This is a genomic window from Streptomyces sp. RKAG293 (assembly GCF_023701745.1).
Classification (GTDB): Bacteria; Actinomycetota; Actinomycetes; order Streptomycetales; family Streptomycetaceae; genus Actinacidiphila.
In genome coordinates, this window is sequence record NZ_JAJOZB010000001.1 from 5,480,642 (window position 1) to 5,497,500 (window position 16,859).

General features: G+C 71.7%; 16 protein-coding genes. 8 read left to right on the forward strand and 8 right to left on the reverse strand.

All coding sequences use genetic code 11. The features are described from left to right. Window positions 1-174 precede the first annotated feature (174 nt). Window positions 175-1,380, reverse strand: a complete 1,206-nt coding sequence (gene rocD, locus LNW72_RS24575; protein WP_250977351.1) for an ornithine--oxo-acid transaminase — start codon at window positions 1,378-1,380, stop codon at window positions 175-177. A 180-nt stretch (window positions 1,381-1,560) separates the two neighbouring features. Between rocD and trpS the strand changes: the two genes are divergently transcribed. Beyond that, complete coding sequence (gene trpS, locus LNW72_RS24580; RefSeq protein ID WP_250977352.1) at window positions 1,561-2,574, forward strand: tryptophan--tRNA ligase; 1,014 nt, start codon at window positions 1,561-1,563, stop codon at window positions 2,572-2,574. Window positions 2,575-2,758: 184 nt separating this feature from the next. Next, window positions 2,759-3,343 (forward strand): 2'-5' RNA ligase family protein, encoded by a 585-nt coding sequence (locus LNW72_RS24585; protein WP_250977353.1) that lies wholly within the window; start codon window positions 2,759-2,761, stop codon window positions 3,341-3,343. A gap of 46 nt (window positions 3,344-3,389) precedes the next feature. Here LNW72_RS24585 and LNW72_RS24590 read toward each other — a convergent pair whose 3' ends face one another. Beyond that, entirely contained in the window at window positions 3,390-4,145 is a 756-nt protein-coding gene (locus tag LNW72_RS24590) for a decaprenylphospho-beta-D-erythro-pentofuranosid-2-ulose 2-reductase (RefSeq protein WP_250977354.1), read from the reverse strand. A gap of 80 nt (window positions 4,146-4,225) precedes the next feature. Further along, complete coding sequence (locus tag LNW72_RS24595) at window positions 4,226-5,590, reverse strand: FAD-binding oxidoreductase (protein ID WP_250977355.1); 1,365 nt, start codon at window positions 5,588-5,590, stop codon at window positions 4,226-4,228. A 250-nt stretch (window positions 5,591-5,840) separates the two neighbouring features. Between LNW72_RS24595 and LNW72_RS24600 the strand changes: the two genes are divergently transcribed. The 4 genes from LNW72_RS24600 to LNW72_RS24615 are packed head-to-tail and all read left to right on the forward strand — an operon-like array spanning window position 5,841 to window position 8,817. Beyond that, complete coding sequence (locus tag LNW72_RS24600) at window positions 5,841-6,383, forward strand: phosphatase PAP2 family protein (protein ID WP_250977356.1); 543 nt, start codon at window positions 5,841-5,843, stop codon at window positions 6,381-6,383. Continuing rightward, the gene (locus LNW72_RS24605) at window positions 6,376-7,347 is read left to right on the forward strand and encodes a decaprenyl-phosphate phosphoribosyltransferase (RefSeq protein ID WP_374117315.1); all 972 of its coding nucleotides are present in this window, start codon (window positions 6,376-6,378) and stop codon (window positions 7,345-7,347) included. Before LNW72_RS24600 ends, LNW72_RS24605 begins: the two co-directional genes overlap by 8 nt. A gap of 11 nt (window positions 7,348-7,358) precedes the next feature. Beyond that, a complete protein-coding gene (locus tag LNW72_RS24610; protein WP_250980290.1) occupies window positions 7,359-7,850 on the forward strand; it encodes a GtrA family protein in 492 nt (163 codons plus the stop codon). 34 nt (window positions 7,851-7,884) lie between these two features. After that, on the forward strand, window positions 7,885-8,817 hold the full coding sequence (locus tag LNW72_RS24615; protein WP_250977357.1) for a YihY/virulence factor BrkB family protein: 933 nt from the start codon (window positions 7,885-7,887) through the stop codon (window positions 8,815-8,817). Window positions 8,818-8,878: 61 nt separating this feature from the next. On the opposite strand, the gene LNW72_RS24620 is transcribed toward LNW72_RS24615, so the two are convergent. After that, on the reverse strand, window positions 8,879-10,138 hold the full coding sequence (locus tag LNW72_RS24620) for a D-alanyl-D-alanine carboxypeptidase family protein (RefSeq protein ID WP_374117316.1): 1,260 nt from the start codon (window positions 10,136-10,138) through the stop codon (window positions 8,879-8,881). Window positions 10,139-10,276: 138 nt separating this feature from the next. Between LNW72_RS24620 and LNW72_RS24625 the strand changes: the two genes are divergently transcribed. Further along, on the forward strand, window positions 10,277-10,591 hold the full coding sequence (locus tag LNW72_RS24625; protein WP_250977358.1) for an SCO4848 family membrane protein: 315 nt from the start codon (window positions 10,277-10,279) through the stop codon (window positions 10,589-10,591). Continuing rightward, a complete protein-coding gene (locus LNW72_RS24630) occupies window positions 10,591-11,889 on the forward strand; it encodes a metallophosphoesterase (RefSeq protein ID WP_250977359.1) in 1,299 nt (432 codons plus the stop codon). Before LNW72_RS24625 ends, LNW72_RS24630 begins: the two co-directional genes overlap by 1 nt. Here the strand turns inward: LNW72_RS24630 and LNW72_RS24635 are convergent. The 4 genes from LNW72_RS24635 to LNW72_RS24650 all read right to left on the reverse strand — a co-directional run bounded on the left by LNW72_RS24635 (window position 11,875) and on the right by LNW72_RS24650 (window position 16,732). Then, the gene (locus LNW72_RS24635) at window positions 11,875-12,648 is read right to left on the reverse strand and encodes a TetR family transcriptional regulator (RefSeq protein ID WP_374117419.1); all 774 of its coding nucleotides are present in this window, start codon (window positions 12,646-12,648) and stop codon (window positions 11,875-11,877) included. The two genes, LNW72_RS24630 and LNW72_RS24635, sit on opposite strands and share 15 nt — an antisense overlap. 133 nt (window positions 12,649-12,781) lie before the next feature. Beyond that, window positions 12,782-13,411, reverse strand: coding sequence for a DCC1-like thiol-disulfide oxidoreductase family protein (locus LNW72_RS24640; protein ID WP_250977360.1), 630 nt, complete (start codon window positions 13,409-13,411; stop codon window positions 12,782-12,784). Window positions 13,412-13,416: 5 nt separating this feature from the next. Then, complete coding sequence (locus LNW72_RS24645) at window positions 13,417-13,827, reverse strand: hypothetical protein (RefSeq protein ID WP_250977361.1); 411 nt, start codon at window positions 13,825-13,827, stop codon at window positions 13,417-13,419. A 181-nt stretch (window positions 13,828-14,008) separates the two neighbouring features. Continuing rightward, complete coding sequence (locus LNW72_RS24650) at window positions 14,009-16,732, reverse strand: MMPL family transporter (RefSeq protein ID WP_250980293.1); 2,724 nt, start codon at window positions 16,730-16,732, stop codon at window positions 14,009-14,011. Window positions 16,733-16,859: the final 127 nt, after the last annotated feature.

The window sequence follows — 16,859 nt, forward strand, 5'->3', positions numbered from 1 at the left end:
GCGCTGACCCTAGATCCGCAGGCGGCGCTTGGACGTGAGGGGGACGGGTCCGCAGGGGTGGGGTTTCGAAATGCTGCCGAGCTATTTGTGGGCGGCCACGCCCGTAAACAGTCGATTTCGAAGCCCCGCCCCGGAGGGCCCGGCCCCCGACCCACGAACCGGCCGGGGCGGACCTCAGCCCGCGAGAACCGCTCGCAGCTGCTCCAGCCCCCAGTCCAGGTCCTCCTTCGAGATCACCAGCGGCGGCGCCAGCCGGATCGTCGACCCGTGCGTGTCCTTCACCAGGACCCGCCGGTCCATCAGCCGCTCCGACACCTCGCGCCCCGTCCCGTGCCCCGGGGCGATGTCGATCCCCGCCCACAGCCCGCGCCCCCGCACCGCCGCGACCGGGCCGGAACCGGTGAGGAGGCCGAGCTCGTGGTGCAGGTGGTCGCCGAGTTCGGTGGCGCGCTGCTGGTACTCGCCGGTGCGCAGCATCGCGATGACCTCCAGCGCCACCGCGCAGGCCAGCGGGTTCCCACCGAAGGTGGACCCGTGTTCGCCGGGCCGGTAGACGCCCAGCACCGCCGCGGACGACACGACCGCCGACACCGGCACCACACCGCCCCCCAGCGCCTTCCCGAGGACGTACATGTCGGGCACGACACCCTCGTGCTCGCACGCGAAGGTGCGGCCGGTCCGTCCGAGCCCCGACTGGATCTCGTCGGCGATGAACAGGACGTTCCGCTCCCGGGTGAGCGCCCGCACGCCCGCCAGATAGCCGGGCGGCGGCACCAGCACCCCCGCCTCCCCCTGGATCGGCTCCAGCAGGACGGCGACCGTGTGCTCGTCGACGGCCGCCTCGATCGCGGCGAGGTCGCCGTACGGAACGATCTCGAACCCGGGCGTGTACGGCCCGAAGTCGGCCCGCGCCTCCTCGTCCGTCGAGAAGCTGATGATCGTGGTGGTGCGCCCGTGGAAGTTGCCGTCCGCGACGACGATCTTCGCGCGTCCGTCCGGGACGCCCTTCACCTTGTAGCCCCACTTGCGGGCGGTCTTGACCGCCGTCTCGACCGCCTCGGCGCCGGTGTTCATCGGCAGCACCATCTCCATGCCGCACAGCTCGGCGAGCTGCGTGCAGAAGTCGGCGAACCGGTCGTGGTGGAAGGCGCGTGAGGTCAGCGTCACACGGTCGAGCTGGGCCCTGGCGGCGTCGAGCAGCCGCCGGTTGCCGTGCCCGAAGTTGAGCGCCGAGTAGCCGGCCAGCATGTCCAGGTACCGGCGGCCTTCGACGTCCGTCATCCACGCGCCTTCCGCGGTGGCGACGACGACCGGCAGCGGATGGTAGTTGTGCGCGCTGTGGGCCTCTGCGGCGGCGATGCTGGTGTCCGTTGTCGTCACGTACGTGCTCCGTTCGTGGTGCGTCGGGAGTTGTTGCCTCGGGGCGGGGTGACGCCCCTTTCTATCGTCGGTCGGCCGCAATGCGATGAAACCTTGCGGCGTCCGCTGTTCGGGGCGCGCCTCCCCGGCGGTGTCGGGGAGGGGGATGATCGGGGCCGGGGGACCTGAGAGAATGGCGGCATGGCCAACCACCGTCCGCGCGCGCTCTCCGGTATCCAGCCCACCGCAGGCTCCTTCCACCTGGGGAACTACCTGGGTGCGATCCGCCAGTACGTGGCGCTCCAGGAGACCCACGACGCGTTCTACATGGTTGTGGACCTGCACGCCATCACGGTGCCGCAGGACCCCGCCGAGCTGCGGTCCAACACCCGCCTCGCGGCGGCGCAGCTGCTGGCCGCGGGCCTGGACCCGGACCGTTGCACGCTCTTCATCCAGAGCCACGTGCCGGAGCACGCGCAGCTCGGCTGGGTGATGAACTGCCTGACCGGCTTCGGCGAGGCCGGCCGGATGACGCAGTTCAAGGACAAGTCGGCGAAGCAGGGGGCGGACCGGGCGACCGTCGGCCTGTTCACGTACCCGATCCTGCAGGTCGCGGACATCCTGCTGTACCAGGCGAACGCCGTGCCGGTCGGTGAGGACCAGCGGCAGCACGTCGAGCTGACCCGCGACCTGGCGGCGCGTTTCAACAGCCGCTACGGCGACACGTTCACCATCCCGGCGCCGCACATCGTCAAGGAGACCGGGAAGATCTACGACCTCCAGGACCCCACGGCGAAGATGAGCAAGTCGGCGTCGTCCCCGAAGGGCCTGATCAACCTGCTCGACGAGCCGAAGGTCTCGGCGAAGAAGATCCGGAGCGCGGTCACCGACACCGACACCGTGGTGCGCTTCGACGAGAAGGACAAGCCGGGCATCAGCAATCTCCTCACCATCTACTCCACTCTCACCGGTACCGGAATCGCGGAACTGGAGCAGCGGTACACGGGCAAGGGCTACGGTGCGCTGAAGACGGACCTCGCGGAGCAGTTTGTGGAGTGGGTCACACCGTTCCGGGAGCGCACGCAGGAATACCTGGGCGACCCGGAGACGTTGGACGCTGTCCTGGCCAAGGGTGCGGAGAAGGCGCGCGCCGTGGCCGCCGAGACCCTGGCCAGCGCGTATGACCGGATCGGCTTCCTGCCCGCGAAGCACTGAAACGCACCGGAGCACCGGCGCAGCGCCGTACCGGAAGGGTCCGGCCGGGGCGGTACCAGTGTCCGAGGTCCCGGCAGAGTGTGTCCGACGACGCTCGCGGCGCGACCCGCCTACGCGTCACACTGAGAGCAGACCGAACAGCGCCGGCGAGGCGCCCGTGATCCGGGGAAGAGGGGTGAACGCAGTGGGGACCAGCACGATCGGAGTCTCGATCGCGGTCCCGGAGCCCTACGGCCGCCTGCTCCAGGAGGCGCGTGCTGGCTTCGGCGACCCGGCCGCGTACGCCATTCCCACGCACGTCACGCTGCTGCCGCCGACCGAGATCGACTCCGGTGACCTCCCCGCGCTGCGCCGGCACCTCGCGAAGGTCGCGGCGGCCGGCCGGCCGTTCCCGATGCGGCTGGACGGCACGGACACCTTCCGCCCGCTGTCCCCGGTGGTCTACGTGCACCTGGCGGACGGCACCCGTGAGTGCACCGAGCTGCAGGGCGAGGTGCGCTCGGGGCCGGTCGTGCGCGAGCTGCAGTTCCCGTACCACCCGCATGTGACCGTCGCCCACGGCATCGCCGAGGAGGCGATGGACCGGGCCCACGCGGCGCTCGCGGACTTCAAGGCGACCTGGACGGCCACCGGATTCGCCCTGTACGAGCAGGGCGGGGACGGGGTCTGGCGGAAGATGCGTGAATACCCTTTCGGCGTCGACACCTGTGGTGCCGTTCCGCACCAGCAGGGCGCCCGCGCCATCCATGACGCCCCGCTGATTCCCTGACCCCTGGCCCCCGGGTCCCCTGGTCCCCTGAAGAGCTCGCCGACCCTCAGACCGGCAGCTTCCTGAAGAGCGCGCGCGGCACGTGCCGCAGCGCCGACATCACGAAGCGCAGCGCGCCCGGCACCCACACCGTCTCCGCGTGCCGCCGCAGACCCGTCTCGATGGCCTCCGCGACCGCCTCGGGAGTGGTGGCCAGCGGCGCCTCCGGCAGTCCCGCCGTCATCTTCGTGCGCACGAAGCCGGGCCGGACGACCATCACGTGCACACCGGAGCCGTGCAGCGCATCGCCGAGGCCCTGGGTGAAGGCGTCCAGGCCCGCCTTGCTCGACCCGTAGATGAAGTTGCTCCGCCGGGCCCGCTCGCCGGCCACCGAGGACAGCACGACCAGCGAGCCGTGCCCCTGCCGTTGCAGCGCGTTCGCGCACACCAGGGACGCGGACACCGCCCCGGTGTAGTTGACCTGCGCGACATGGACGGCCGACAGGGGCTCCTGCTCGTCGCGCGTCTGGTCGCCCAGCACGCCGAAGGCGAGCAGCACCATGTCGAGGTCGCCCTCCGTGAAGAGCTTGCCGAGCACCTCCTCATGGGACGCGGTGTCCAGCGCGTCGAAGGGAACGGCGTGCGCGTCCGCGCCCAGCGACCGCAGGTGCTCGGCGGCGGCGTCGAGGGCGGGGGAGGGGCGGCCCGCCAGATAGACGGTCCTGGTGCGGCGGCCGATGAGGCGGCGGGCGGTGGCGAGCGCGATCTCGGAGGTGCCGCCGAGGATCAGCAGCGACTGGGGGGTGCCGAAGGCGTCTTTCACTGCGGAGCTCCTGGTGGGCCTAGCGGGCCTGGAGGGCCTGGGACGGCCTGACGGGCCGGGCGGGAATCGTCGGACACGGCCTAGAGGGCGAGGCGGCGGGCGAGGTCCGAGGTGAAGACCCCGCGGGGGTCGAGCTCGGCGCGCAGCCGCCGGAAGGCGTCGAGCCGCGGGTACATGCCGGGCAGCAGGTCCGGGCGCAGCCGGGAGTCCTTGGCGAGGTAGACGCGGCCGTCGGCGGCGGCGACCTCGTCGTCCAGGACGTCGAGGAAGGTGGCCAGGCCCGGCATGGTCGCGGGGATGTCGAGGGCGAGGGTCCAGCCGGCCATCGGGAAGGACAGCCAGCCCGGGTCGGCCTCGCCGAACCGCTTGAGCACGGCGAGGAACGACGGGATGCCGCGGCGGCTGATCCGCTCCACGATGCGGCGCAGCGCGCTCTCCTGCCCGTTGGGGACGACGAACTGGTACTGGACGAAGCCGCTGCGCCCGTAGATCCGGTTCCAGTCCGGCACCCCGTCGAGCGGGTGGAAGAACGTCGAGATCTTCTGCAGCTCGCCGTGCCGTTCGCGGGGCGCCTTGTGGTACCAGAGGGCGTTGAACAGCCCGACGCTGCCGCGGCCGAGCAGCCCTTCCGGTACGAAGTTCGGGGCGCCCGGGAGCCGGCCGGGCCGGAAGTCGAGCGGGGCGCGGCGGGCGCGCGGCGGCAGGGCGCCGAGGGGGGCGTGGTCGCCGCGGGTCAGGACGGCGCGGCCGGTCTTCGCGCCGCGCGCGAGCAGGTCGATCCAGGCGACCGAGTAGCGGTAGCGGTGATCGCCCGCGGTCAGCCGGGCCATCAGGTCGTCGAGGTCGGTGGCGCGTTCGGTGTCGACGCTCATCAGCGAGGTCTCCACGGGCAGCAGCTGGATCGTCGCGGCGAGCACGACGCCGGTCAGGCCCATGCCGCCGGCCGTCGCCCAGAACAGCTCGGGCTCGTCCTCGGGGGTGACGAGGCGGGTGCCGCCGTCCGCCGTCAGCAGCTCGATGGCGCGTACGTGGCGGGTGAACGACCCCGACAGATGGTGGTTCTTCCCGTGGATGTCGGTGCCGATGGCCCCGCCGACCGTGACGTAGCGGGTCCCGGGGCTGACGGGGACGAACCAGCCGAGCGGCAGCAGGACCTGCATCAGCCGGTGCAGGCTCACCCCGGCGTCGCAGACCACCAGGCCGTTGATGGCGTCGATCTCGTGGATCCGGTCCAGGCCCGTCATGTCGAGGACGGAGCCGCCGGCGTTCTGCGCCGCGTCGCCGTACGCCCGGCCGAGCCCGCGGGCGATGGCGCCGCGGCCCCCGCAGTCGCGGACCGCTTCCGCGGCCTCCTCGTAGGTGCGCGGGCGGAACACGTGCGCGGTGGTGGGCGCGGTGCGGCCCCAGCCGGAGACGGGGGTGGTCAGGGCGGAGGGAGCAGGCATACGGGTGACGGTATCGCCCGAGAGGGGTTGATTGCCCGTATATGCCGGTTCTCTCACTGAAACGGGTGACTGATGGTGAGTCAGAAGGAGATTGCGGGCATATTAACTCATTGTCCCTTTTGTTCTGAGGGGGCGAACCACGAACGAGGGAGAACCGCCGGTGCGAACTCCGGACTCCGCCGCGTCACGTGCGCCCGAACCTGCGTCAGAACGAGTGCCGGAACGAGTGCCGGAACGTGCGTCGGAGCGTGTGTCCCGACGTGCGTCAGAAGCGGACCGCCGACTGCTCACCGTACTGCGGCGGTGCGGTGAAGGACCGCGGGTCGCCCGCACCGCGCGGGTCCTGTCCTGGAGCGGTGAGCACGCCGCGCTGTGGCTCGCCGCCGGGCTCGCGGGCGCGTCCGTGGACCGGTCGCGCCGCCGCGCCTGGCTGCGGGCCACCGCCCTAGTGGGCGCCGCGCACGTCGCGAGCATGGGCGTCAAGCGGGTCGTCCGCCGCCCCCGCCCCCGACTGCCCGGCGCGCGGCCCCTGGTGAACACCGCGGGCCGGCACAGCTTCCCCAGCTCCCACGCGGCGTCGTCGGCCGCCGCGGCCGTCGCCTTCGGCGCGCTGCTGCCGGGCCCGTTCCGCCTGTTCGGCCCGTTCCCGCCGCTGGCCGCCGGGATGTGCGCGTCACGCCTGGTCGTGGGCGTGCACTACCCGAGCGATGTCGCCGCGGGCGCGATGCTGGGCGCCGCCACCGCCCGGATGGGCCGGGCCTGGTCGCTGCGGGGCGGAGGACTCGATGGCTGAGCCCACCTCGGTGGTACTCGACGACGTACCCCTGCCGCCGCGCGCCGTCCCCGCCGCCGGGATGCTCCGTACCGTGGCGGGCCTGCCGGGCGGGCTGGTCCGAACGGCCCGGCCGCGGCAGTGGGTCAAGAACGGCCTGGTGCTCGCCGCCCCCGTCGCCGCCGGACGGCTGCTGTCGCACCACGGGCTGATCCAGCTCGGCATCGTCTTCGTGCTCTTCACCGCCTGCGCGTCCGCCGTCTACCTGGTCAACGACGCACGCGACGCCGACGCCGACCGGGCGCACCCCGTCAAGTGCCACCGCCCCGTCGCCAGCGGCCGGCTGCCGGTGCCGGTCGCCTACGCGGCGGGCGCGCTGCTCGGCGTCCTCGCACCGGTCGCCGCGTACGTGCTGTGCAACGCGGCGACCGCCGGACTGCTCGCCGCGTACCTCGTCATGCAGCTCGCGTACTGCCTGCGGCTCAAGCACGTCCTCGTCGTGGACCTCGTCGTCGTCACCACCGGCTTCCTCATGCGCGCCATGGCCGGCGGCTTCGCCCTCGACATCGACCTGTCCCGCTGGTTCCTGATCACCTCGGGGTTCGGCGCGCTCTTCATGGTCGCCGCCAAGCGCTACTCCGAACTGATCCTGATGTCCGGCACCGAGGGCGAGGCCGGCGCCTCCCGGTCCCTGCTCACCGCGTACACCACCGGCTATCTGCGGTTCGTCTGGCAACTCGCGGCCGGGGTCGCGGTCCTCGCGTACGGCATGTGGGCGATGGAGACCGGCGCCGCCGCCACCGGCTCGCTGCCCTGGCGGCAGCTGTCCATGATCCCGTTCATCCTCTCCGTGCTCCGCTACGCCGTCTTCGCCGACGCGGGCGCGGCCGGCGCGCCGGAGGACGTGGTGCTGCACGACCGCCCGATGCTCGTCATCGCCCTGGGCTGGGCGGCGCTCTACGCCCTCGCGGTGGCCGAGCTGTGACGGACGGGCCGCTGCGCGGGGCGGAGCAGGCGACCGAGCGCGGCACAGAGCGCGGCACCGGGTCCGCCCTGCGCTCCGAGATCCTCGGGTTCGCGCTGGCCGGCGCCGCCGCCTACGCCGTCGACCTCGGGCTGTTCATCTGGCTGCGCGGCCCCGGCGGCTTCGGCCCGCTCACCGCGAAGGCGCTGTCCTTCCTCGCCGGTTGCACGGTCGCCTACGCCGGCAACGCGCTGGGCACCTACCGCGGCCGCGCGCCCTCCGTGAGCCGCGCCCGCCAGTACGGCATCTTCTTCGCGTTCAACGTGGCGGGCGCGGTGGTACAGCTCCTGTGCCTGGCCCTGTCGCACTACCTCCTCGGGCTCACCACCCCGCGCGCGGACGTGATCTCGGGCGCCGGCATCGGCATGGCACTGGCCACCGCGCTGCGGTTCTGGGGGACGAGGACCTTCGTCTTCGGACGACCGGGACCGTCCCCGGCCCCGCCCCGGGAATGCGCGCGCTGACGGCGGGTAGGCGCGCAGACATGGAGTGGATCGCATGGAGTGGCTGACGGGACTGCGGTGGATCGGCCCGTGGATCGCCCGGCTGATGCGCACCCACGCCTGGCGTTCCTTCGAGCACCTCCAGGAGGTGCACTGGAGCCGGCTGGCCGCGGCCGTCACGTTCACCAGCTTCCTCTCGCTCTTCCCGCTGATCACCGTCGCCGCGGCGGTCGGCGCGGCCCTGCTCTCCGACGAGCAGCTCCAGGACATCCAGAAGCAGGTCTCCGAGCAGGTCCCGGGCATCTCCGACCAGCTGAACATCAACGGCCTGGTCGACAACGCCGGCACCGTCGGCCTCATCGCCGGCGCGCTGCTGCTCTTCACCGGCCTGGGCTGGGTGGCCTCGCTCCGCGACTGCCTGCGCGCGGTCTGGGAGAAGGACGACGAGGACGAGAACCCGGTCATCGGCCGGCTCAAGGACGGCGGGATCCTGCTCGGCCTCGGCGCCGCCGCCATCGTGTCGCTGGCCTCCTCCGCCTTCGCGACCGCCGCCGTCGGCTGGGCCGCCGACCACCTCGGCCTCGAACACAGCACCCCCGGCCGGTTCGTCCTCACCGCCGCGGGCTTCTGCATCGCCGTCGTCGCGGACTTCGTGCTCATCGTCGTCCTGCTCACCCTGCTGCCGGGCGTCGAACCCCCGCGCCGCCGGGTCGTCGTCGCGGGCCTCATCGGCGCCTTCGGCTTCGAGATCCTCAAGCTGGTCCTCAGCGGCTATCTGCAGAACGTCGCGGCCAAGAGCATGTACGGCGCCTTCGGCGTCCCCGTCGCCCTGCTGCTCTGGTTCAACTTCATGGCCAAGCTGCTCCTCTTCTGCGCCGCCTGGACTGCGGTCCCGCCCAAGGACGACCCGGAGGCGGCGGCCGCCCCGGAACCCGCCACCGAGCCGGAACCCACGGAAGACCACCCGGGAGCCGTCCACCCCGCCTGAACCGGGCCCGTCGGTCCGGGTGCCGTCGGTCCGGGTCCGGTCGGCCGGTGGCTCCGGCGCGCTACTTGCGCCGGGAGGGGCGGGAGGGGAGGGAGTCGTCCGGGAGGGTCAGGGCCGGGGTGGTGCGGCGGCGGCGTACCAGCAGGACGGCGGCGGCGATGAGGGCCAGTGCGCCGGCGCCGATGCCGGCGTAGGTCCACATGCCGTGCGAGCTGGACGTGCCGGAGACCGTGGCCTGCGCGGGGCCCTTGGTGTCCGGGGCGGGAGGGTTGGCCTTGGCGGCGCTCCGGGTCGGGACCAGGGTGCCGACCGGCTTCACGGTGGGGGCGGCATTGAAGCCCCAGTCCAGCAGGGCGGACGTCTCCTTGTAGACCTCGCTGCTGCCCGCGGCCGGGTGCATCACGGTGACCAGCAGGGTGCGTCCGTCGCGTTCCGCGGCGCCGGTGAAGGTGTTGCCCGCGTTGGTGGTGTAACCGTTCTTCACGCCGAGCAGTCCGGGGTAGCGGCGCACGCCGTCGGCGCCGGTCAGCAGGCGGTCGGTGTTCTGTATGCCGAACGTGCCGCGCACCTTCGTCGGCTTGCCCGCCTTGTCCTTCGTGTAGTCGCCGGGGAACTGGGCGCTGCCCGTCGCGCAGTACTCGCGGAAGTCCGGGTTCTTCAGCCCCGACCGGGCGAAGAGCGTGAGGTCGTAGGCGCTGCTGACCTGGCCCGGCATGTCGTACCCGTCGGGCGACACGACATGGGTGTCGTCGGCCTGCAACTCCTTGGCCTGGGCGTTCATCTCCTGCACGGTCTTGTCGACGCCGCCGTTCATCGTGGCGAGGACGTGCACGGCGTCGTTGCCCGAGTGCAGGAAGACCCCGAGCCACAGGTCGTGGACCGTGTAGCTGAGCTTCTCCTTGATGCCGACGAGGCTGCTGCCCTCGCCCATGCCGCTCAGGTCGGAGTCGGCGACCGTGTGCAGCTGGGTCTTCTCGAACCGGGGCAGCACGGTGTCGGCGAACAGCATCTTCAGGGTGCTGGCGGGCGCCAGTTGCCAGTGCGCGTTGTGCGCGGCGAGCACCTCACCGGTCTTCGCGTCCGCGACGATCCACGAACGCGCGGTGATTTTCGGCAGCGGCGGGGTGCCGGCGTCCGGCTGCACCTGGGTGCCGGGCACCCCGAGCCGGTCGCCGCCGACCTTCGACATGGTGGCCGGAGGCACCGGCTCCTTCGTTCTGCCGTCCGCGTGGGCAGGGGACGCGAGGAGCGGGCCGGACACGAGTGCGGCGGCGCACAGGGCCAGCAGGGAACGGCGGAAGACGGGTGCAGGCTTGGACACCAGGCGAACGTACAGTCCTGGTGGCGGAACGCGCGCCCTTCGGTTGTCCTGCGGACGAGTGAGGATTCGCACGCCCCCGACGTGGAACCATCCGGACCCCGTCGGCCGTTGCCGTGCGGGAGTCTCCATACTGGAGGTATGAAGCTCAACCGCCCCGTCTCCTGGTTCCTGGTCGCGTTCGGTGTGTGGTCCTGGATCGTCTGGACCACTTTCGTCAAGAACCTGTGGAAGGACGTCAGCGGGCTCGCCTTCGACAACGGCTCCCCGACCGCGTACTTCTGGGTGCATCTGACGCTCGCGATCACCTCGTTCCTGCTGGGAACGGCGATCGGCGCGCTCGGGCTGCGGTCGCTGCGGGTCCTGAAGCGCGAAGCCGCCGGGACCCCGGCAGGGACCGATGCCGGTACCGCCGCCGGGGCCGAGCGGCACCCCTCCGACACGGCCGCCGTTTAGTGGTCGTCGTCTTCGTCCTGGGCGGGCTGGCCGTCCTGGCGCTCTTCGCCGTCCTGCACCGCTACCTGTGGCGGCGCCTGGTCCGCGATGTGTCGGCGCCCCGCGGCTGGTACCGGCGGATCGGGACGGTGCTCGCCTTCGTCCTCCCGCTGATCAGCCTGGGCGCGCTGATCGGCGGCCGTGCACTGCCGCTGGCGGGCGAACGGTGGCTGGCCTGGCCGGGCTACCTGTGGCTCGCGGTGCTGATCTATCTGACCTTCGCGCTGCTGGTGGGCGAGGCGGTACGGCCCCTGCTGCGGCGCGCACTCGACCGCCGGGCGGCGACCCGGGGGAATCCGGAGGAAGCCGTTCCGGTAGCAGTTCCGGCAACGGCAACGGCGACGGCACCAGCACCGGAAGCGACGGCAACTTCGGCCGCATCCCCGCCGACCGCTCCACCGCCGGTCCCCGCGGCAACCGAAGACCCCGCCGCCGCCACCCGGCGGCAGTTCGTCGCCCGCACCGTCGCCGTCGCGGCCGGTGCCGCGGCCGCCGGGACCGTCGGCTACGGCATGTACGGCGTCCTGCGCGGCCCCCGGCTGAAGAACGTGACCGTGCCGCTCGCGAAGCTGCCCGCACGGGCGGACGGTTACCGGATCGCGGTGGTCAGCGACATCCACCTCGGCCCGATCCTGGGGCGGGCGCACACCCAGCGGATCGTCGACACGATCAACGGCGCCCGCCCCGACCTGGTGGCGATCGTCGGCGACCTGGTCGACGGGACCGTGGCCGATCTGGGGCCGGCCGCCGAGCCGCTCGCCCAGCTGCGGTCCCGGCACGGCTCGTACTTCGTCACCGGCAACCACGAGTACTTCTCGGGCGCGGCGCCGTGGGTCGACTTCGTCCGGGAACTGGGCGTGCACCCGCTGGAGAACGCCCGTGTGGAGCTGCCCGGCTTCGATCTCGCGGGTGTCAACGACATCTCCGGCGCGGACCACCACGCCGCGCCGGACTACGGCAAGGCGCTCGGCGACCGGGACCGCACCCGGGCCGCCGTCCTGCTGGCGCACCAGCCGGTGATGATCCACGAAGCGGTGAAGCACGGCGTGGACCTGCAGCTCTCCGGACACACGCACGGCGGCCAGCTCTGGCCGGGCAACTACATCGCGGAGCTGGCGAACCCCACGGTGGCGGGTCTCGACCGGTACGGCGACACCCAGTTGTACGTGACCCGCGGCGCGGGCGCCTGGGGCCCGCCGGTGCGGGTCGGGGCGCCGTCGGACATCACCATCGTGAAGCTGGTGTCACTGCGCGCGTGACGCGCGCTTCGCGGCGCGCTTCGCCGCCCGCTTGACGGGGGCCTTCGCGACGGGTTCCACGGCCGCGGGAGCCTCGGCGCCGGCCATACCGGACGACTTCGCGTCCCCGCCCCCGCCCGACGGCTTCTGGGCCGAGATGAACGTCGGCAGGATGAAGTCGTGGATGAGTCCCTTGGCGTCCCTGACCAGCGGCCGGAACACCCGGTAGCGGGAGAGGCTGACGACCTTCGCCACCAGCGGGGTGCACCGCTTGACGAAGTTCCGGGTGCGTTCGGTGTCGTCGGTGCGGTCGAAGACCCAGTACAGCACCACGATCATGAGGTGCAGCCACAGCAGGTCCGGGAGGAGTTCGGCCAGTTCGGCGTCGAGCTTGGGGGCCAGGTCCGAGCCGTTCAGCACCTCGTCGAAGATGGCGACGGCGGTGGCGCGGGCCGGGTGCGACTCGTTCGAGAACGGGCTGAGCGGGCTGTCCGGGTCGGCCGCCGTGCGGAAGAACTGCGACGCGAACTCGTGGTACGGCGCCGCGCAGTCCACCCACGAGGTGAGGGCGATCTCCAGGCGCTTGGAGAAGTCGGTGACGCCGGCCATCTTGGCGTGGGCGTCGGCTGCGTGCTCGTGTGTCATCCGGTCGTAGAAGCCCTGGATCAGGTATTCCTTCGACGCGAAGTAGTAGTAGGCGTTGCCGACCGACACCCCGGCCTCGGTCGCGATCGCCCGCATCGTCGTCTTGTTGTAGCCCCGTTCCTGGAACATCCGCATCGCGGTGTCCAGGATGAGCGCCCGGGTCAGCTCGCTCTTGTCGGTCTTCGGTCGCGCCCGGCCGCCTGGCAGTTCGGCGGCCGGGGCGGCGTCGTCGGACGGGCGGCGGTCAGTTTCTTCCACGAGGGTGAGCCTAACCGCCGTGCCGACACGCATCGCCGCAGTCCTCGTGGGCCGGCATGACCGGCCTTCCGGTGCTGGGGTACTGGGCCCGCTCCCAGCCCGTCCGGGGCGGTGCCCAGGCGGTCCTGGCCGGTCCCCAGCCGTTCTGGGCGGGACCGGGACCGGGGCCCGGGGCCCGGTCGTCCGGGGCGGTGCCCCAGCCGGCGTACGGGGTTGTCGCCGCCCGGTACTTGGCGGCCGCCAGGACCGCGGCACGGGCGAGCGGCGCCCCGACCGGGGTGCTGAAGCGGTGCGCCATCGGCCGGTACTCGGCGAGCGCCCACAGGATGACGATCCAGGCGGCGTCGCCCGTGTAGAGCTGCCCCTGGTCCCCGATGACGGTGATCCGGCTCAGGGTCGAGGCGTGGTCGAGGTCCGGGTACCGGCCGCGCGCCTCGGGGGAGCAGGCCGGGACGAGGTCCAGCGGGACGAGCTGGCGCTGGCGTGCGAGCCAGCCGCGTACGAAGGTGCAGAGCCTGCAGTCGGCGTCGTACAGGACGGTCAGCCGGCGGACCGGGACGCGGGGGTCCCGGTGGGCCGGTGCGGGTACCGCCGCCCCCTGAGGGGCGGCACCCGCGGCGTGCGTGGCGTCGGCGGTCATGGTGTTCAGAGCGCCGGGGTGGCGGGGGTGGCCCAGCCCTGCGGCGGCACCGGCGGGATCTGCTCCTTGTCCATGATGCCCCGGCGGCGCATCTTGTTGAGGATGAAGACGTTGCCGAGGTGCAGGACACCGAGGACGAGCAGGACGACCCCGAGCTTGACCGACAGTGCCTCGAAGAGCCCGCGGGCGTCCTCGACCGCGTCGGCGGCCTTGAGGTAGAGGGCGACGAATCCGAAGTTGACGAGGTAGAAGCCCACCACCAGAAGGTGGTTGACGGCGTCGGCGAGCTTCTCGTTGCCGTGCAGCACATCGGCGAGGAAGACCCGCCCGTTGGTGCTGAGGGTGCGCGCGACCCAGATGGTCAGCCCGATGCTGATGAGCAGGTAGACGACGTACGCGACGACCGTGAGGTCCATGGTCCATCCCTTTGCGAGAGACTTGAACGTGTTCAAAACTTCTGACGGACATGACTCTAGACCTCTTTTTGAACGTGTTCAACCACAAGTTCCAGCGCAACGGAAAACGCCGGGCGGGCCTGAGGAATCAGGCCCGCCCGGCGTTCGGCGGAGAGGTTGGGCGAGAGGGGAGAGGAGCCGCTCAGTCGCGCGAGTGGCTCAGCTCCAGGTCGAGGTTGTCGTCGCCGTCGCCGTCCTCACCACTGCCCACCGTGACCGTGGCCGGGAAGGGCGGGTAGCCCATCGTCAGCAGGGTGTAGCGGCCCGGGTAGAGGTTGGCGAAGGCGTAGCCGCCGTCCTTGCCCGTGTGGACGACGCCGACCTCCTTGCCGTCCGCGTCCTGGAGCACGACCCGCGCGTCGTCGACGGGTTCGCCGTTCGCGGTGCGCACCGTGCCGGTGAGGGTCCCGGTGCCGCTGAGCCGAAGATCGCACTCGACCGGCCGGTCGGACGTCATGACGCTCGCCGTCTGCGGGTGGTGCCCGTCGGCGTTGGCGACCAGGACGTACGAACCGCTGCCGGGCGTCGGCAGGCTGTACGTACCGTCGTCCTCCGCCGTGATCCGGCCGACCTGGCGGCCGTCGGCGGCGATCAGGGTGAGCTCCGAGCGCGGGATCGGCAGCCCTGAGGACCCGCGGACCGTGCCGCGCACGGACGGGCCGCCGGCCTTCTGCAGCGGGACGACGACACCCGCTGCCGGAGCGTCGGGGGCAGCGTCGGGGGCTTCGTCCGGCGCGCCTTCGACCGCCAGGTGCGGCAGCCGCTTGTCGAGCCACTCCGGCAGCCACCAGTTGGCGTTGCCGAACAGGTGCATCAGCGAGGGGACGAGCACGGTCCGCAGGATGAACGCGTCGAGCGCGACCGCCCCCGCGAGGCCGACGCCGAACATCGCGATGACGCGTTCCCCGTTGAGGACGAAGGCGACGAAGACGCAGATCATGATGACGGCCGCCGAGTTGATCACCCGGCTGGTCTCGGCCAGGCCGACCCGTACCGCCCGCGCGTTGTCCTTGGTGTGCACCCACTCCTCGTGCATCCGGCTGACCAGGAAGACCTGGTAGTCCATGGAGAGGCCGAAGAGCAGCGACAGCATGATCACCGGGAGGAAGGCCTCGATCGGCCCCTCGCGGCTGGCGAGCAGCAGATCACCGCCCCAGCCCCACTGATAGGCCGCGACCAGGACGCCGAAGGACGCGGCGGCGGCGGCCAGGTTCATCACCGCGGCCGTCAGGGGAACGACGATGCTGCGGAAGGCGATCATCAGCAGGACGAAGCCCAGCGCGATGATCACCGCGACGAAGACCGGCAGCTTGCCCATCAGCACCGAGGCGAAGTCCTTGTACATCGCCGTCTGGCCGCCGACGTACGCCTGCATCGTGCTGCCCTTTTCGGCGGCCGGTACGACGTCGGAGCGGAGCCGGTCGATCAGGTCCGAGGTCGCCTTGTCCTGTGGTGACGTGTCCGGCACCGCCTGGATGACGGCGATGTCGGCGCCCGGCTGCATCGGCAGCGCGGCGGCGAAGGTGATGCCCTTGGTCGCGTTGAGCTTGCCGACCAGGGTCTGCACGGCGGCCTTGTCGGTGTCCGACTTCACTTCGGCGAGGATCGTCAGCGGGCCGTTGAAGCCCGCACCGAACCCGTCGGCGAGGAGGTCGTACGCCTTGCGGGTCGTCGTCGTGTCCTTGTTGTTGCCCTGGTCGGAGGAGCCGAGACGCAGGGAGAGCACCGGCACGGCCAGCGTGGCCATCATCGCGATCGCGATCACGGAGAGCACCCGCGGGTGCCGCTCCACGAACGACGACCAGCGGGCGGCGGCGCCGGTGGCCAGCTTCGCCTCCGGGCCGTTGGCGGCCAGCTTGCGCCGCTGGCGGCGGGAGAGCACGCGGTTGCCGAGGACGCCGAGCATCGCGGGCAGCAGGGTGATGGCCGCGGCCACGCTCAGGACGACGGTCAGCGAGGCGGCGATGGCGACGCCGTTGAGGAAGCTCAGGCCCATCGCGAACATGCCGAGCAGCGCGATGCAGACCGTGCCGCCCGCGAACAGCACGGCGCGCCCCGAGGTGTTGACCGCCGTCACGGCGGCCTCCTCCGGGGTCAGCCCGCGCAGGATGCCCTTGCGGTGCCGGGTGACGATGAACAGCGCGTAGTCGATCCCGACGCCCAGGCCCACGAGCATGGCCAGCACCGGTGCGAAGTCGGCGACCGCCATGCCGTGGCTGAGCAGCAGGATCGCGGACGAGGCGGTGAAGATGGCGAACAGCGCGGTGATGATCGGCATCAGCATGCCGAAGACCGAACCGAGCGCGAGGAAGAGGACGACGGCCGCGGCCGCGACACCGACCAGCTCGCTCAGCCCCTGCGGAGGCTGTTCCGCCATCTGGATCGCCTGGCCGCCGGCCTCGACCTCCAGGCCGCTGCCCCCCGCGTCGTGCACGATGTCGACCAGCTTCTTCACCTCCTCCTTGTCCAGCTCGTTGCCGAGCTTGGTGAAGGTGATGGCCGCGTAGGCGGTCCTGCCGTCCTTGCTGATCTTCGCGGCGCCCTCGGGCGCGTACGGGCTCGCGATCGTGCCGACGTCCGCGACGCCGCTCTTGATCTTCTGCAGGGTCGCGGTCATCTTCTGCTGGACCGCGGCGTCCCGCACGGAGCCCTGGTCCACGTGCCAGACGACGTTGTCGGTCTCACCGGCCTGAGCGGGGAAGGCCTTGTCCATCAGCTTCAGAACCTGCGCGGACTCGGTACCCGGCAGCTCGAAGACGTTGGCGTAGGCGCTCCCGGCGGCGCCGCCCGCGCCGCCGAAGCCGGCCATGACGAGCACCCACAACCCGATCACCAGCCACTTGCGCCTAAAGCACCATCGTGCCAATGAGGCCACGGTCCCAGCTCCTTCACTCGCTGCCGACGTCCACCGCCGGAGTTGGATCTCCCGCAGTCTGTTCAGCCTCTGTGTCAGGACCGGGCGTTCACAAGGTGAATCGGGATCTCTCAGGGAA

Bases quoted from the DNA above. Each gene is read 5' to 3' on its own strand.
- trpS (WP_250977352.1), top strand. From the start codon at position 1,561: ATGGCCAACCACCGTCCGCGCGCGCTCTCCGGTATCCAGCCCACCGCA.
- LNW72_RS24595 (WP_250977355.1), bottom strand. From the start codon at position 5,590: ATGCCTGCTCCCTCCGCCCTGACCACCCCCGTCTCCGGCTGGGGCCGC.
- LNW72_RS24605 (WP_374117315.1), top strand. From the start codon at position 6,376: ATGGCTGAGCCCACCTCGGTGGTACTCGACGACGTACCCCTGCCGCCG.
- LNW72_RS24615 (WP_250977357.1), top strand. From the start codon at position 7,885: ATGGAGTGGCTGACGGGACTGCGGTGGATCGGCCCGTGGATCGCCCGG.
- LNW72_RS24625 (WP_250977358.1), top strand. From the start codon at position 10,277: ATGAAGCTCAACCGCCCCGTCTCCTGGTTCCTGGTCGCGTTCGGTGTG.
- LNW72_RS24635 (WP_374117419.1), bottom strand. From the start codon at position 12,648: ATGCGGATGTTCCAGGAACGGGGCTACAACAAGACGACGATGCGGGCG.
- LNW72_RS24640 (WP_250977360.1), bottom strand. From the start codon at position 13,411: ATGACCGCCGACGCCACGCACGCCGCGGGTGCCGCCCCTCAGGGGGCG.
- LNW72_RS24645 (WP_250977361.1), bottom strand. From the start codon at position 13,827: ATGGACCTCACGGTCGTCGCGTACGTCGTCTACCTGCTCATCAGCATC.